This window comes from Candidatus Dechloromonas phosphoritropha (genome assembly GCA_016722705.1).
In the GTDB taxonomy this organism is placed as follows: domain Bacteria; phylum Pseudomonadota; class Gammaproteobacteria; order Burkholderiales; family Rhodocyclaceae; genus Azonexus; species Azonexus phosphoritrophus.
The window spans coordinates 1,899,530-1,914,536 of sequence record JADKGN010000004.1 but is presented as its reverse complement, the minus strand read 5'-3'; the positions used below and the strand labels follow the sequence as shown (position 1 = coordinate 1,914,536).

The 15,007-nt window shown below is 60.8% G+C and carries 13 protein-coding genes and 3 pseudogenes; 12 read left to right on the top strand and 4 right to left on the bottom strand.

The window, feature by feature from the left end:
• Window positions 1–13: 13 nt before the first annotated feature.
• The 3 genes from IPP03_15000 to IPP03_14990 all read left to right on the top strand — a co-directional run bounded on the left by IPP03_15000 (window position 14) and on the right by IPP03_14990 (window position 2,688).
• A complete protein-coding gene (locus IPP03_15000) occupies window positions 14–181 on the top strand; it encodes a hypothetical protein (GenBank protein ID MBL0353887.1) in 168 nt (55 codons plus the stop codon).
• Between the two features lie 69 nt (window positions 182–250).
• Complete coding sequence (locus IPP03_14995) at window positions 251–2,242, top strand: UvrD-helicase domain-containing protein (GenBank protein ID MBL0353886.1); 1,992 nt, start codon at window positions 251–253, stop codon at window positions 2,240–2,242.
• A gap of 137 nt (window positions 2,243–2,379) precedes the next feature.
• Window positions 2,380–2,688 carry a hypothetical protein gene (locus IPP03_14990; protein MBL0353885.1) on the top strand — a complete coding sequence of 103 codons (309 nt, stop codon included), beginning with the start codon at window positions 2,380–2,382 and terminating at the stop codon, window positions 2,686–2,688.
• 123 nt (window positions 2,689–2,811) lie between these two features.
• On the opposite strand, the gene IPP03_14985 is transcribed toward IPP03_14990, so the two are convergent.
• Window positions 2,812–3,255 (bottom strand): cytochrome c5 family protein, encoded by a 444-nt coding sequence (locus tag IPP03_14985; GenBank protein MBL0353884.1) that lies wholly within the window; start codon window positions 3,253–3,255, stop codon window positions 2,812–2,814.
• 302 nt (window positions 3,256–3,557) lie between these two features.
• Between IPP03_14985 and IPP03_14980 the strand changes: the two are divergent.
• The 4 genes and pseudogenes from IPP03_14980 to IPP03_14965 all read left to right on the top strand — a co-directional run bounded on the left by IPP03_14980 (window position 3,558) and on the right by IPP03_14965 (window position 5,452).
• A pseudogene (locus tag IPP03_14980) lies at window positions 3,558–3,785 on the top strand ((Fe-S)-binding protein).
• On the top strand, window positions 3,688–3,948 hold the full coding sequence (locus tag IPP03_14975) for a hypothetical protein (GenBank protein ID MBL0353883.1): 261 nt from the start codon (window positions 3,688–3,690) through the stop codon (window positions 3,946–3,948). Before IPP03_14980 ends, IPP03_14975 begins: the two are co-directional and overlap by 98 nt.
• A gap of 73 nt (window positions 3,949–4,021) precedes the next feature.
• A pseudogene (locus tag IPP03_14970) lies at window positions 4,022–5,154 on the top strand (NAD(P)/FAD-dependent oxidoreductase).
• Window positions 5,155–5,191: 37 nt separating this feature from the next.
• Window positions 5,192–5,452: a hypothetical protein gene (locus tag IPP03_14965; protein ID MBL0353882.1), complete on the top strand. Its 261-nt coding sequence runs from the start codon at window positions 5,192–5,194 to the stop codon at window positions 5,450–5,452.
• A 4-nt stretch (window positions 5,453–5,456) separates the two neighbouring features.
• Here the strand turns inward: IPP03_14965 and IPP03_14960 are convergent, their stop codons facing one another.
• The 3 genes and pseudogenes from IPP03_14960 to IPP03_14950 all read right to left on the bottom strand — a co-directional run bounded on the left by IPP03_14960 (window position 5,457) and on the right by IPP03_14950 (window position 10,619).
• The gene (locus IPP03_14960) at window positions 5,457–5,639 is read right to left on the bottom strand and encodes a hypothetical protein (GenBank protein ID MBL0353881.1); all 183 of its coding nucleotides are present in this window, start codon (window positions 5,637–5,639) and stop codon (window positions 5,457–5,459) included.
• Window positions 5,640–5,875: 236 nt separating this feature from the next.
• Window positions 5,876–7,439 (bottom strand): annotated as a pseudogene (locus IPP03_14955) (transposase).
• A 264-nt stretch (window positions 7,440–7,703) separates the two neighbouring features.
• The gene (locus tag IPP03_14950; protein MBL0353880.1) at window positions 7,704–10,619 is read right to left on the bottom strand and encodes an HD domain-containing protein; all 2,916 of its coding nucleotides are present in this window, start codon (window positions 10,617–10,619) and stop codon (window positions 7,704–7,706) included.
• 250 nt (window positions 10,620–10,869) lie between these two features.
• On the opposite strand from IPP03_14950, the gene IPP03_14945 reads away from it, so the two are divergent.
• The 5 genes from IPP03_14945 (at window position 10,870) to IPP03_14925 (ending at window position 14,997) form a co-directional block, all read left to right on the top strand.
• Entirely contained in the window at window positions 10,870–11,166 is a 297-nt protein-coding gene (locus IPP03_14945) for a winged helix-turn-helix domain-containing protein (GenBank protein MBL0353879.1), read from the top strand.
• Entirely contained in the window at window positions 11,163–11,681 is a 519-nt protein-coding gene (locus tag IPP03_14940) for an IS630 family transposase (protein ID MBL0353878.1), read from the top strand. The genes IPP03_14945 and IPP03_14940 overlap by 4 nt, the downstream gene beginning before the upstream one ends.
• 72 nt (window positions 11,682–11,753) lie before the next feature.
• Window positions 11,754–11,939 carry a DUF4338 domain-containing protein gene (locus IPP03_14935; protein ID MBL0353877.1) on the top strand — a complete coding sequence of 62 codons (186 nt, stop codon included), beginning with the start codon at window positions 11,754–11,756 and terminating at the stop codon, window positions 11,937–11,939.
• Window positions 11,940–12,064: 125 nt separating this feature from the next.
• Complete coding sequence (locus IPP03_14930; GenBank protein MBL0353876.1) at window positions 12,065–13,309, top strand: NarK/NasA family nitrate transporter; 1,245 nt, start codon at window positions 12,065–12,067, stop codon at window positions 13,307–13,309.
• 38 nt (window positions 13,310–13,347) lie between these two features.
• Window positions 13,348–14,997 (top strand): MFS transporter, encoded by a 1,650-nt coding sequence (locus IPP03_14925; GenBank protein ID MBL0353875.1) that lies wholly within the window; start codon window positions 13,348–13,350, stop codon window positions 14,995–14,997.
• The last annotated feature ends 10 nt before the right edge of the window (window positions 14,998–15,007 follow it).

The window sequence follows — 15,007 nt, the reverse complement described above, 5'->3', positions numbered from 1 at the left end:
CAGCAGGAAATCGATGCTTTTGACCCGCGAGGCCATCGCACTGTTTGGAGGCCGGGAACAGGGGCTCGAAGACGCTCGTCGGGTGGCAGCCCAACTCACGCGGCATGGCAGCAATGTGGACGGACTGGTCAAACTGCAGGCGCTCAGCCTGTCCTTGCCGCGGGTCGAAGATGCGATCTGAAGGCGTCATCGGTTAAAATCGCCGGCCCTGATCTTGCGCGCCTTTTTGCCGGCACGCCCTTAGCCCTTCATGTCCGGCCTTAATCCCCAGCAACGCGAAGCGATCCATTACCTTGACGGTCCGCTGCTGGTGCTGGCCGGCGCCGGCTCGGGCAAGACCCGGGTAATCACGCAGAAGATTGCCTACCTCGTTCGGGACTGCGGCTTTCAGCCACGCAACGTGGCGGCCATCACCTTCACCAACAAGGCGGCCAAGGAAATGCAGGAGCGTGTCGCCAAGCTGCTGTCGCGGTCGACGGCGGAAGATCTGCAAATTTCCACTTTCCACTCACTCGGCGTGCGCATCCTGCGTGAGGAGGCGAAGGCCCTCGGCTATAAGCCGCGCTTCTCGATTTTCGATGCCGCCGATTGCGCCGGCATCATCGGCGATATTGCCAAGACCGTCGACAAAGGCACGTTGCGCCATCTGCAGTCGATCATCTCCAACTGGAAGAACGCGCTGGTTACGCCCGAAGCCGCTCGCCAGTTGGCCGGCAACGAGCACGAGGCGCTGGCGGCGCACGCCTACCTGTCCTACGAAGCGACGCTGAAGGCCTATCAGGCGGTCGATTTCGATGACCTGATCGGTCTGCCGGTCGTGCTCTTCCAGCAGCACCCGGAGATCGTCGAGAAGTGGCAGAATCGCCTGCGCTACCTGCTGGTCGATGAATACCAGGATACCAACGCCTGCCAGTACCAGCTGCTCAAGTTGCTGACCGGCGTGCGCGCCCAGTTTACGGCGGTGGGCGATGATGACCAGGCAATTTACGGCTGGCGTGGCGCCGATATCGAGAACCTGAAGAAGCTGCCGAATGAGTTTCCGGCGCTGAGGGTCATCAAATTGGAGCAAAATTACCGGTCGACCGTAAGAATCCTCAAGGCCGCCAACAACGTCATTTCGCACAACGAGAAACTGTTCGACAAGAAGCTGTGGTCCGAACTCGGCCACGGCGATCAGATCACCGTGACAGCGTGCAAGGACAACGAGGTCGAGGCGGAAAGCGTGGTGATGAAGCTGCAGGCGCACCGCTTCGAGCATCGTGGCAAGTTCCGTGACTACGCCATTCTCTACCGCTCCAACCATCTGGCGCGCGGCTTTGAGCAGCATTTGCGCAGCCACAAGATTCCTTACCAGTTGTCCGGCGGTAAATCGTTTTTCGACAAGGCCGAAATCAAGGACATTATCGCCTACCTGCGGCTGCTGACCAACGAGGACGACGACCCGGCCTTTATCCGCGCGGCGACGACACCGAAGCGTGGCATCGGTGCGGCGACGCTGCAGGCCCTTGGCCAGTACGCCGGCGAGCGCCATGTCTCGCTCTTTCATGCCGCCGATGAGGAGGGTTTCGCGCATCGGGTGCAGACACGCCAGCTTGAGCCACTCCTTGTGTTCTGCCTGTTCATCGGCCGTCTGCGGCAACGAGCGGGGTGCGAGCCGGCGCATCGGGTTCTGCCCGACCTGCTGAAGGCGATTGATTACCAAACCTATCTCCACGATCACGAGGAAAATCGGGTCGCCCAGACGCGCTGGGGCAACGTCTGCGAATTCGCTGAGTGGCTGAACAGGAAAGGCGAGGAAGATGGCAAGACCTTGATCGAACTTACGCAGAACATCGCGCTGATCAACCTGCTCGACAAGCAGGCTTCCGAAGACAATGACGCCGTGCAGCTGTCGACCCTGCATGCGGCCAAGGGCCTGGAATACAGGCACGTCTTCCTGGTTGGCATCGAGGAGGGCATCCTCCCGCACCGCGAATCCCTCGACCCGGCGAAGCTTGAAGAAGAACGCCGACTGATGTATGTCGGCATTACTCGTGCCCAGCGCTCGCTGCACCTGTCCTACTGCGAGCGCCGCAAGCAGGCGCGCGACTTCATCCCCAGCGAGCCCTCGCGCTTCATCGCCGAAATGGGTAAGGAGGATATCCGGTTCTCCGGCGGCAAAGAGTCCGTCACGCCGGACAAGGCGACTGGCAGCGCCCGGCTTGAATCCCTGAAGTCCATGCTGGCCGGCAACAAGCGGTAGCAACCGGGTCACGACCCGTCACATACGGGTACCTTTCTTATGACATCGGCGCGACCACCGTCCGCGTTATTCGGCACAAGGCAGCGCGATTCCGCAAAGCCCGATGAACCCGGACAAATCACTCAAGGAGATTGAAAATGACCAAGCAACTCATTGCCCTCGCCCTCGCCGCCGCTTTCGGTATTGCTCACGCTGCTGATGTCAAGCCGGCTGCGGAAGTCAAACCCGCCGCCACGCCGGCTACCGTCGTCAAGACCGAAGCGCCCAAGCCGGAAGCCAAGGCGCCGGAAGCCAAACCGGCTGTTGCCGCACCCGAGGTGCAGGCACCCACGAACGGCGGCAAGCACGGGCACGCCAAGAAGGCCGCGCCGAAGACCCCGGCAACCCATGCCACCGAAGTACCTAAGGCAGAGGCGGATAAGGGGGCCGAACCGATGAAGAAGTGAACGTCCTTGCGAGAACCTGAAACGGCCGACCAGAAGCCGGCCTGAGCAGGGCGCCCACGAGGCGCCCTGCTTCCGTCAACGAAAAAGGGAGGCCGCAGCCTCCCGTTTCACTTTTCCTGACAATTACTTGGCCAGCTCCACCATGTGATTGACCGCGCCCTTGATCTCATCATCGGACAGATCGGCCGCACCACCCTTCGGGGGCATTGCATTCTTGCCAAAGATTGCGCTCTTGTAAAGAGTGTCGTTACCCTGAGCGATGCGTGGCGCCCAGGCCGCCTTGTCGCCCGCCTTGGGTGCGCCGGCGACGCCGGTATTGTGGCAGGCGCCGCAAACCGTATTGAAAACGGTTGCGCCGTCTTTCGGGCCAGCGGCAGCGGCCGGAACGGCCTTGGCCAGTTCGAACCTGGCCACCGGTTGGATACGACTATCGGCCTGATCCGCACTGCTGGCGTCGGCAGCGGATTTCTCAGGCCTCATGGAGAAGGGAACTACAACTGCAGTCAGGATAATGGCCACGACGATGGTTGCGACCATGATGCCTTTGGAGGAATATTGCTCGGCCATGCTGATTACCTCAATCCGCGAAAATTCAGATATGCGATTATAGCGGCTTGTGGGCAAACCAAATGGTGGATCTCTGATATCCGCACCAGATACCGCCAGCGGCGGGACTGATGGCATAAAAAAACCCCGCCGTGCGGCGGGGTCGAAGTTCTCGAAAGGGGGTTTCGAGAGGAGGGGTTCAGTGCATGAGTGCACTTTATGAAATTCCATCGGTCATGTCTGTCGTGCTTGCGTAGCTTTGTGTAACCAGATGTTGCGGGGTATTTGGCTGCATCACGTAGTGACAGCGCTCGACGAGCGCGATGGCCTGCTCTTACGAGCATACTGGCGCCATCAATCCATCGAAGTCCCGCATCAAGGTCTTCAATTTCGAACATGAAGGCCGCAAGGCGCCCTACACCTGCGCGCACTACGCCGATGCCTGGCGCATGAATGCCTGCCCGGTCGACGCCATTGTCATCGATACCGCGACCGGCGCCAAGGTGGTCCGCGATGCGACCTGTGTCGGTTACAAGGTATGCACTATCGCTTGACCACCTGGCGCCGCTCCTGAAGACCGAAGCTGGCAAGACCGGCCCGGTCAAGGGTCTGGTCAACGGTATCGACAAGATGCGGCCGGAGTATTACAAGGCGCATGACTGGACCCTGGAAGACGCGCCCGAAAGTTCGATGCTCGAACGCCTCGGGCTCTAGCGCTATGCAGGAATGGGGCGGGGTCGCGGTGGTCGTCGCGGCCCCGCCCTTCTTTCACAACCGGAGAACAGGCATGAAGTACATCATTCTCGCCAATGGTCCGGCCGGTGTCGTCCATTTGGAAACACTGCGCCGTGTGGCGTCGGGTGATGACATTCTGCTCGTCAGCAGCGAGGATGCGCCGCAATATTCACGGATGGCCATCTCCTATCTGCTGGAAGGAAATATCAACGAGCGCAGCACCTATCTGCGCAAGACGGACGACCATTCCACCAAACGGCGTATTGCGCAGCGCCGCGGGCGGGCCGTTGCGGTCAACAGCGAAAAACACACGGTTTTGTTCGATGACGGTTAGTTCGAGAAGTACGATCGCCTGCTGATTGCCACCGGTTCGCACCCGGTCCGGCCACCGATTCCCGGCATCAATCTGCCGCAGGTGCATACCTGCTGGACGCTCGACGATGCGCGCGCTATCGCGCAGTTGGCCAGGCCCGGCGCGTGGGTGCTGCAGCTGGCGGCGGGCTTCATCGGCTGCACAATAATGGAAGCCTTGGTCAGACGTGCCGTGCAACTGACGGTTGTGGAGATGGGCGATCGCATGGTGCCGCGCATGATGACGCCTGAGGCCGGCGCGATGATCAAGCGCCGGGTCAAAACGCAGGGCGTGTGCGTGGTGACCAAGGCTGGCGTCGAGCGCATCGAAAATGGCGGGAATTCGCCGTTGACCGTGACGCTGTCGAGGGCGACCGGATTGATTGCGAACCACTGATCGCCGCCGCCGGGGTCGCACCCAACGTCACCTTTATCGAAGCCACGCGGGTGCATGTCGCCAAGGGTGTGCTGGTTGATGACACGATGCAGACCTCGGTGCCCGGCATCTACGCAACGGGCGATGTGGCGGAGGCTCCCAATCTGTTCTCTGGCCACCATCTGGTTGCTGCGATCCAGCCCAATGCCGCCGACCAGGCGCGCATTGCGTCGCTCAACATGGCAGGCGGAGCGGGCAACAGCGCGGCGCGCCTGAACGGCGTGCTGGCAATCAACGTACTCGATTCGCTGTGCATGATCTCGTCGTCGTTCGGCGAGTGGCAGGGTGTTACCGGCGGCGAGGACGTCGAACGCGCCGATGAGGCGAATGGCCGCTACATCAGCCTGCAATTCGACGACGACGTTCTGGTCGAGGCGACGGCAATCGCCGGTGGCTGACGGGCCGTTTCCGTGGAGCGGGAGGTGGGTCCGGGTAATGAGCAGTACCCTGGATGCGTTTCGCCGGAGCCTGTCAAAGGCCTTCAGTGATGCGGTGACCGAGGAGGTGACCGGGTTACTGGTTACGGAGGCCTGGGTGAGTCTTCATTTCGCCTTAATTGGCGAAACCCCGCAGCGCGTTGGTGCGTTGCAGCTTTGCACCCTGCGGACCGAAATCACGGTTCGCCAAGGCGACGTGCAGGCGGCAAACGAACTGCTCGCCCGGATTGACCGGGCGACCCAGCGTGGTGGCGGCTAGTTGGTCAGCCGGCGATCCGAACGATCTCGACAGCCCGCAGCGGAACCTGATAATCCGCCGCCAGTTGGGCTTTCGCGAGTTCCTCGACAGCCTGACCCTCAGGCACGACGAAGTGGCGGGCGCCAGTATAATCCATCGGAATGCCCGCGCGATCCTGGGAGATACTATAGTAGATCTTGAGTTTCATTGCTGTTTCCTTATATGACTTCACCTGCGCAGGCAGTATAGTCAGTTCTTGCTGCACTGCAATATGAAATATTTCACACTTGGCATCAGATGGTCCGGCGAATGTGGATGACCGCCGCTGTTGCAATATTGCGGATGACGGCGCAGCAATGATCCTATTTTCCTCAGTCAGCCGGCTGCAAGCGGCGGCGAAGTGGCTATCGTGACCGCTGGCAGTGCATAGACTTTCTCTGTCGCTGCGATGATCTGAGCGACGATGTAGCGAACAAGCGCCGCCCAGCGTTCAGTCTTGGTCAACTGAGGCGCAGTCGCTCGAACGGTGTCCAAGCCCTTGCGTACATTAGCAATCATCGCCTTGACCTGATCGCTGGCGGCGTGGGTAATCGTCAGCAGCAAGCGCGACTGGCCGGCATGTTGGGTCAGGCGAGCGACTCCCGCCAGCAGCAAGGGGCGCGACGTGATGGCCTCCAGCCGGGTTTTGGGATGCGCCAGGCGCACATACCAACTCCACCAGTTGTAAATCAGTGCCACGGCACGGGCTGACAGATTGCAGCGTTCCATATCCCGCGTGGTGTAGCCGCCCCAGCCCCATTGGTTTTTCAGCTCATCAAAACCATTCTCACAATCGGCTCGATCCCGATACAACTGGCCAATGGCGCCGAGGTCGTAGTCGGCGTTGCTGACCAACACCGTGTATTCCCAGAGTTTGACCGGTTGCAGCGGTTCGGCAAACCGCAAGCGCTTCTGCCGTTTCTCGCGTGGGCCGGTCTTTTGCTCAGCCACCAGCGAATCCTTGGCCGCACGGCGTAAGACGACAACGCGACGGGCGCGCGTCCAACTCGTCAGCGCGAGTTCCGCCTCGACCGCCTGGAATCCCTGGCCCACATCGCGCCAGTCGTGCCGTGACCACTGACGCTCAATCAGTTGCCTGACGCCCGTCGTCTGGCGCAACTTGAACAGGTACGGCTGCTCAATGGCTTCGAGCTTGGCCATCACCGGTTCATTGCCAAAGGCGTTGTCGCCCCGCACCAGTCGCGGACGTTGCTCGGCGGGTAATTCGATGAGGATCTGGATCAGGCGCGGCAGACTGTACCTGGCCGCCGTGGCGGTACCCTCCTGTACTTCGGCGTCGAGCACCAGTCGGACGTTGGCGATCCAGTAGGTGTGGATGGTGTGACTGGGGCGCCCCGGTTTGGTCGGGTTGTAGCCAATTTCAGCACCGGCCTGATGGCCGTAGAGTACTTTGACGGTAGTATCGCAATCCAGTATCCAGCCGCTACCGAGGGCTTCCCAGATGCTGTCCTTGAGCGCGCCATCCATCCAGGCGGTGCTACGGGCCATCTGAGCTTCATGCTTGCCTCGCTCCTCGTCCGAGCGAGCAGGGGGCCAGATGCTTGAGCGCACGCCGCAGGCTTTCGTCGCTGATGATTTTCGTCATGCCCAGTATCTCAGGGGCGACGCCATCCCCGCGCAGTCCGGTGATGTGCGCATAGCGGTGCTGGCCATCGAGAATCGAGAGCAGCCAGGTGCCCAGGACGTCTCGTACTTCGGGGGCGTTGTTGCTGGTGTAACTCATGGGACAACTGGCAGCCCACCGCTCGAACAATCCACTGACGTCAAGAAACTCGGCAAAGAAGGCCAACTGCCCAAGCGCGCTGGCGCTGCCGTTCTCGTCCCAGCGCACTTGAAAGCGCCCGCCCGGGGTGCTGACGCAAAGGTCACCGCCGCCTCCGCTGCGTTCGACGAGCGCGGTAGCCACCGCTTTGACCATCACCGTTTGCTCAAATGTCATTTCACCCATCGGGTGACCCTCCCGATCCGTTGCAAACCCTTGCCAAGTCACAGTTTGCCTCAGTTTTGTTGGGGGCTACTGAGGAAAATAGGATGATGCAGATTCTCTTTGGCGGTCGATCGGGTGGCGGCAAGGCAAGCCTCCCCGGCTCGAGCCAGGTGAGAACGGTCTCAACCGATCGCTGGGCGCAGATTGATGCGGTGCCACGACACCCGAATTCGACTACCAACGGGACGCCGCGCCGAATTCCGCTCCGTGGCCCTCCGCCCCCAATCAGGCGACAGGCTGTTCGGCGACGTCAGCCGCAATGTCGACCGTATCGATCTGCTCCGGTTTCATGAAGCGCTCGGCATACTCGCGATAAACGCCGCTACGCAGGAAGAGGTCGAACAGGTCGGGGTCGATATGCTGGTCCTTCTTCATGAGCGACATGATGCGGATCGCTTCCGAGAGCGTCTTGCCCTTCTTGTAGGGGCGGTCGACGGCGGTCAGTGCCTCAAAAATGTCGGCGATCGCCATCATGCGCGCGACCGGGCTCATCTCGCCCCTGGTCAACCGGCGTGGATAGCCCGTGCCGTCCATCTTCTCGTGGTGGCCGGCGGCAATTTCCGGAACCTCGCGCAGATGTTTCGGGAAAGGCAGTTGCTTCAGCATGATCAGCGTCTGGACGATGTGCTCGTTGATCTTGTAGCGCTCTTCTTCGGACAAGGTGCCGCGGGCGACGCTCAGGTTGTACAACTCGCCCTTGTTGTACAGCGCCTCGGGAACCGTCATGCGGAAGCCCCACTTGTTGTCGGCTGGCATCCGGTCGCGCGCGCCACGTTCGAAAATATGCTCGGGGCGGTCGGCGAGCAGCGTTTCGCGCACTGGCAAAGACGGCGCCAAGGTGCGCGCCTTGCGCTCCCTCTCTTCGTGGGAGATGCCGATCCGGTCGTCGAGTGTCCGGGTCCAGGTCCGCGCCGCAACCTGGGCGAGTCGTTCCATTTTTTCCGGCGCCATGAATTCGCCGCCTTCATTGCAACCGGCGACGAAGGCATAGTCGTCGTCGAGTTCGGCCAGCTTCTGCGCAAGTTCGGCTCGCGCCTCGACTTCCGGGTGGCCCTCGGCGATGGCCTTCAGGCAATCAATTTCGGCATCGCGCTTCAACACCTCGAAACGCATGCGGATTTCGTGAATGCGGTCGTACAGGGTTTCAAGCTTGGTCGCCTTGTCGACGACGTATTCGGGAGTCGTTACCTTGCCACAGTCATGCAGCCAGGCGGCGACGTGCACCGCTTCCCACTCATCTTCGCCGAGCTGAAAATCCTTGTACGGGCCGCTGGTTTCAGCACAGGCGGCGCGCGCCAGCATCTTGGTCAGCTCCGGCACGCGGGCGCAGTGGCCTCCGGTGTAAGGGCTCTTGGCGTCGATGGCGCCGGCGATCAGCTGGATGAAGGCTTCGAACAGCAGCTTCTGGGCCTTGATCAGTTCCTTACTTTCGAGCGAGACGGCGACCGATCCGGAGAGCGCCGCGATAAAGCTGAGGCGCGCCGGGTCGGTATCGTCATGACGCAACAGCAGCATGGCGCCGACCAGATTGTGCTGGCGGTTGAGCAGCGGAACGGCAATCGCGTCGCTAGCTTCGCAGCTTTCGATGATCCGCTCCAGGCCGAGGATACGCACGTCGACATCCGTCAAACGCGCGGCATGTGCCGTGCCGGCGCTCAGCGCCGCCGCGAGCAGCCGGCCGGCGCTTGGCGTGGAAACCGCCAAGGCACCGGCCGGCAAAGGCGTTCCGTCAGCGTTGAAGGCGGCGGCCGGTAACAGTTTGTCACCGTCAACCAGATAAAGAATGCCGGCATCGGCATCGGCAGCCGAGAGGGTTTCGGTCAGCAGACGCGGCAGCAGCTTGTCGAAATCGTTCTCGGCGGCGACTGCCATGCTGATGTCGAGGAAGCGCCTGATCGTTCGTTTCATGCTGTCCATGGTCACGGTCAGGTCATTGACTTCGAGGACCAGTGAATTGACCTTGATCGGCTGCGAAAATTCGAAGTGACGAATCGCCTCGGCCTCGCCGGCCAGTTGGCGCAGCGGCCCGGAAATGTTGCGCGCCAGAATCCAGGTAACCGGAATCGCCAGCAGGATGACCAGTACCGTGGCGATCAGCGCATGGCGCATCAACTCCCGGGCAGCAGCCATCAGTTCGGCATCGGGAATTGCCGTGATCAGGAACAGCGGAGCAGCACCTTCCAACTTGACCGGGCGCAGCGCGGCATGCCAATTAGCGCCGTCAACGCTGAGCGTGAGGTCGCGACCGCTGGTCTCGTCCACGCTCTGCAGCAGTGGTTCCAGTTGCCTGAGAACCGGAATGCCGAGTTCGCCAAGGCGTGCCAGTCCCGGCTTGTCGTCGGTTATTTTGATAGCCTGCGCAAAATTTTCGTAGGCGATGGTCAGGCCCTGCCGGTTTGCCAGCACCACTTTGCTGCCCGGCGTGACCTTTTGTCGGTCCAGTGTGTCGCTTAGGGTTTCGAGCAGGATGTCGGCACCAACCACTGCGTCAGCCTGGCTGGCGCGATTGGCGAGGGTCATGCCGACCTTGCGGCTGGAGAAGAATAGATAGGGCGCCGTCTTGATCTGTCCGCTGGCAGCCTTTGCTGCGGTGTACCAACTGCGGGTGCGCGGGTCGTAGGCCGACGCATAGTCGGGCAGGTCATCGCTGCGCAACTGCTTCAACGCCGCATCGAAGAAGGTGAAGCTGCCGCGTGGTGTATCGCCAGCGCGTTCGATGCTCTGCACCATGTAGACAGCCGTGGGCGGTGCGTTGAAGGTTTCGCCTTCGGCCGGGTTACGGAAACGACGAACCATGAAGAAATCGCCGTTGGCATAGCCGATGTAGAGCGAGGTCAGTGCCGCCGAGTTGTTCAGCGCCTCGCGCATGAAGCCCAGATTTTTCAGGCGCTCGGCCAGCGAGCCGGCTTGGGAGATGCCGTCGTAACTGAGGAGGCGGACCGCCATTTCGGCCGGGCCGATAAGGTTGGTGAATTCGCCGAGGGTTTCGCGGCTGATGCGGGTGTTCAGTTCACCGGCGGTCGCCTGAAGAATTTTCTGGCTGTTGTTATAGCCGAGTCCGCCGATGATGGCGCCGACCAAAAGGATCAGCGCGATGAACAGGGTCGAGATATGAACATGAAGCGGGAAGCGGCGAGTCATGGCAAAGCCTCGGACGATCGGGACAATGCATGTTACGCCCAACGGCACCAGGCATAAACTGGCGGGCCGTTCCTGCACGGACTGCTGGAAAATACTCCAGTCCATCAGCTTCATCACCCTCGGAGTCGGCGACCTCGCCGTCAGTCGGGCTTTTTACGCGGCGCTTGGCTAGCGGGAGTCGTCAGGCAGCCAGCCGGGGATTGCCTTCTTCAACGCCGGCGGCGTCGCCCTCGCGCTACTGCAAGGTGGCATGCCACGACCGAAGCGAGCGCTGCGCAACCGCGCCAATGCGACACGGGAGCGTGAGGCGCAGATTCTTGATGAGGTTCTGGAGGGCGCGATGCGCGGTGGGGGGGTGGTCGTTGCGCCGATCAAGGACAAAATTGGCGAGCAACTCGGCAAACAGGTGGCGCTCTCGACAATCTACCGGATGTTGGCGCGTAATGGTTGGCGCAAGTTGGCCCCGGATACCGCCCACCCCAAGGGCAATACTGCCGTTCGCGAGGACTGGAACAAAAACTCCAGGGGAAGTTTGATCAAATCATAGCGACCTGGGGCGAGGCCCGACCGCTGCGGCTGATGTTCCAGGACGAGGCCCGGTTTGGGCGCATCTCGGATACCCGCTACTGCTGGTGCCGTCGCCCGGCCAGGCCGCTGGTCAGTGCCATGGTGACCCAGCAATACACCTACGCTTACGGCGCCGTGAGCCCGCGGGACGGCCGCTTCGACAGTCTGATACTGCCGCAGGTGAATTCCCGCTGCATGCAGATATTCTTTGATGAGATTGTCAATCGCTATCCGGACGACAACGTGGTCATGGTGCTCGATGGTGCTGGCTGGCATAAGAGCAACGATTTCCACTTGCTCGACAATCTACGCCTACCATTCCTGCCGCCGTATTCACCCGAACAGAACCCGCAGGAACACCTTTGGGACGCGTTGCGCGAAAAGTACTTCCATAACCGTGTCTTCGATAGCATCGACGCCCTCGAAGACCATCTGGTCGTCGCCCTGCGCGATCTCGAAAACTCACCCAAGCGCGTCAAAAGCATCGCTGCATGAGACTGGATTATTAATGTGCTTTCTAATGCGAATTCGAATCACAGCCTCCACCCCTGAATCGTTGAAAGGCTGGTGGGCTGCTCGCGCTTCACCGACCACTGCTATCGTGCCGTCGACTGGGTCGACCTGGGCTTGAGCACGGGTCGTGGTCTTCAGGATCGCGAGCACCGGCAGCACGGCTCCGCACCGAAGAAGCGGGTTCTACTATGTCCGCTAAGACACGATACACGGCAGCCCCTGCTCAATTTCTCAAAATGAGAATTGCTGGGTCATACCGGTGATGGTAGGCAATATCAACCAACCTTGATCTAGATCATTTCCCGCACGATGCTCCCAAGTTAACTTACTCGGGTTACTAGGGGTTAGGCACGGGGTCTGTTTCGATGAGCAAGCAAGGGCAAGGGTTGGCGGTGTTGATTGTCAGCACGCTGGCGTTTACTGTGTGCTTCATGGTGTGGATGATGTTTGCCGTGATCGGCATCCCGATCAGGACAACACTCGGTCTCAATGCCACGGAGTTTGGGTTGCTGACGGCCACCCCAGTGCTGACCGGCTCCCTGATTCGCGTCCCCTTGGGCATGTGGACCGATAAATTCGGCGGTCGTATCGTTATGTTCGTTCTGATGCTACTGTGCGTCGTGCCAATTTTCCTGATCTCCTACGCGACGGCGTACTGGCACTTTCTGGTTCTGGGCCTGTTCGTGGGCCTGGCTGGCGGCTCATTCTCGGTCGGGACACCTTACGTGGCGCGCTGGTTCAGCAGGGAGCGACAGGGATTTGCCATGGGCATCTTCGGTGCCGGCAACTCTGGTGCCGCAGTCAACAAGTTCGTCGCCCCCGTGCTCATCGTCGCCTTCGGTTGGACGGCCGTTCCCCAAGTCTATTCAGGGGTCATGCTCACTACCGCACTGCTCTTCTGGTTCTTCAGCCATTCCAATCCGGCCCATCTCGTCGATTCGAAGATCACTTGGCGCGAGCAGTTGCTGGCGCTCAAGGATCCCAAGGTCTGGAAGCTCTGTCAGTACTACTCGATCGTTTTTGGCGGTTACGTTGCGATGAGTCTGTGGATGGTCCAGTACTACGTCGGCGAATTCGGTCTGAGTATCACCACCGCAGCCTTGCTGGCCGCGTGCTTTTCGCTGCCCGGTGGCGTCCTGCGCGCAGCTGGGGGCTGGTTTTCTGATCGCTATGGAGCACATGCAGTGACCTGGTGGGTGTTGTGGCTCAGTTGGGTCTGCCTATTCCTGCTGAGCTACCCACAGACCGACTTCACTATCCTGACGGTTGGCGGCCCGAAGTCGTTTCACATCGGGCTCAACGTCTACCTCTTTACCGCTCTGTTGTTCGTGCTAGGCGTTGGCTGGGCCTTCGGCAAGGCTTCGGTATTCAAATATATATCCGACGAATATCCCGCCAACATCGGCGTCATTTCCGGCGTCGTCGGATTAGCCGGCGGCCTAGGTGGATTCGTGCTGCCGATCATGTTCGGCGCGCTGATGGATCTTACCGGAATCCGCTCAAGTGCATTCATGTTGATGTATGGCGTTGTCTGGGTTTCCCTGATCTGGATGTATCTCACCGAAGTCCGTACCACTCATCTCATGGGCAAGAGCACCCAAGCGCCGTAAGACGACTCAAGCCATACCCTCTATTAATCGGAGCCTTTATGCAAAGTACCTCACCTGCTGCCTCCCCCGCGCGCGCAAGTTCGGCCGATGTCAGCGACTGGCGACCCGAGGACGAAGCCTTCTGGGAAAGTACCGGCAAGAAGGTCGCCTACCGCAACCTGTGGATCTCGATTCCCGCGCTGCTGTGCGGCTTCGCGGTGTGGGGCATGTGGGGCATCATCACCGTGCAGATGCTCAACCTGGGTTTCCCGTTCACACAGGCCGAGTTGTTCACGCTGACCGCGATCGCCGGCATCGCCGGTGCGACGATGCGCATTCCAGCATCGTTCCTGATCCGTCTGGCCGGCGGTCGCAACGTCATCTTCCTGACCACGGCGATGCTGCTGGCGCCGGCCATCGGCACCGGCATCGTGCTGCAGCACAAGGACTGGCCGTTGTGGGCCTTCCAGCTGATGGCTCTGTGGTCTGGGGTCGGCGGCGGCAACTTTGCCAGTTCGATGTCCAACATCAGCACCTTCTTTCCTAAGCGCCTCCAGGGCACTGGGCTGGGCCTGAACGCCGGCCTGGGCAACTTCGGCGTGACGACGATGCAAATCGTTATCCCGCTGGTGATGACGGTAGGACTGTTCGGTTCCTTCGGCGGCTCGCCCGAAATCCTGATCAAGGAAAGCGGCTGGATCTTCGGCAAGATCGCCGCCGGCACGCCGACCTGGATCCAGAACGCCGGCTTCGCCTGGGTGCTGTCGCTGGTGCCGCTGTCGATCCTGTGCTGGTTCGGCATGAACAACCTGAAGACGATCTCGCCGAACACCGGCAACCCCCTCGTCGCCTTCTCGAAGATTACCTACCTGTACACGCTGGCTTTCATGCCGTCGATCTTCATGCTCTGGCTGTACCTGCCGGCGCCAACGGGCCTGGGGCTGCTCAACGTCTGGGTGGCGATTCCGCTGGACATCATGCTCATGCTGACGGTGATGAAGCTTGCCGCCTTCGGCCCGATGAAGGAGGGCGTGGCCAAGCAGTTCGAGATCTTCCGCAACAAGCACACTTGGGCGATGACGGTCCTGTACATCGTCACCTTCGGTTCATTCATCGGCTTCTCGATGGCGCTGCCGCTGGCGATGAAGGTCATCTTCGACGTCGTCCACGTGCCCGACGCGAATGGTGTGATGACGCACACGAAGGGCAATCCGAATGCGCTGCCGGTGCTGGCCTATGCCTGGATCGGCCCCTTCGTCGGCGCGGCGACGCGCCCGCTGGGCGGCTGGATCTCCGACAAGGTCGGCGGATCGATCGTCACGCAATGGGTGTGCGTGGTGATGGCGCTGGCGGCGATAGCGGTCGGCTACGTGATGATGCTGGCCTACCACTCGGCCACACCCGAGCAGTACTTCTTCCTATTCCTGGCGCTGTTCATGGTGCTCTTCGCTGCCACTGGCATCGGCAACGGCTCAACCTTCCGCTCGATCGGCTTCATCTTCGACCGCCAGCAGGCCGGCCCGGTGCTGGGGTGGACTTCGGCGGTGGCCGCCTACGGCGCCTTCGCCGCACCGGTGGTCATCGGCGAGCAGATCAAGGCCGGCACGCCGCAGGCGGCGATGTACGGCTTCGCCGTTTTCTACGCCTTGTGCCTGATCCTGAACTGGTGGTTCTACCTGCGTGCGAATGCGTACGTAAAGAACCCCTGATCTCCCCGAC

What these genes read in the sequence shown, in the direction of transcription:
- IPP03_14975 (MBL0353883.1), top strand. Translation starts at nt 3,688, where the DNA reads ATGCCTGCCCGGTCGACGCCATTGTCATCGATACCGCGACCGGCGCCA.
- IPP03_14960 (MBL0353881.1), bottom strand. Translation starts at nt 5,639, where the DNA reads ATGAAACTCAAGATCTACTATAGTATCTCCCAGGATCGCGCGGGCATT.
- IPP03_14945 (MBL0353879.1), top strand. Translation starts at nt 10,870, where the DNA reads ATGCCACGACCGAAGCGAGCGCTGCGCAACCGCGCCAATGCGACACGG.
- IPP03_14985 (MBL0353884.1), bottom strand. Translation starts at nt 3,255, where the DNA reads ATGGCCGAGCAATATTCCTCCAAAGGCATCATGGTCGCAACCATCGTC.
- IPP03_14930 (MBL0353876.1), top strand. Translation starts at nt 12,065, where the DNA reads ATGAGCAAGCAAGGGCAAGGGTTGGCGGTGTTGATTGTCAGCACGCTG.
- IPP03_14990 (MBL0353885.1), top strand. Translation starts at nt 2,380, where the DNA reads ATGACCAAGCAACTCATTGCCCTCGCCCTCGCCGCCGCTTTCGGTATT.
- IPP03_14925 (MBL0353875.1), top strand. Translation starts at nt 13,348, where the DNA reads ATGCAAAGTACCTCACCTGCTGCCTCCCCCGCGCGCGCAAGTTCGGCC.
- IPP03_14950 (MBL0353880.1), bottom strand. Translation starts at nt 10,619, where the DNA reads ATGACTCGCCGCTTCCCGCTTCATGTTCATATCTCGACCCTGTTCATC.
- IPP03_14965 (MBL0353882.1), top strand. Translation starts at nt 5,192, where the DNA reads ATGAGCAGTACCCTGGATGCGTTTCGCCGGAGCCTGTCAAAGGCCTTC.
- IPP03_14995 (MBL0353886.1), top strand. Translation starts at nt 251, where the DNA reads ATGTCCGGCCTTAATCCCCAGCAACGCGAAGCGATCCATTACCTTGAC.
- IPP03_15000 (MBL0353887.1), top strand. Translation starts at nt 14, where the DNA reads ATGCTTTTGACCCGCGAGGCCATCGCACTGTTTGGAGGCCGGGAACAG.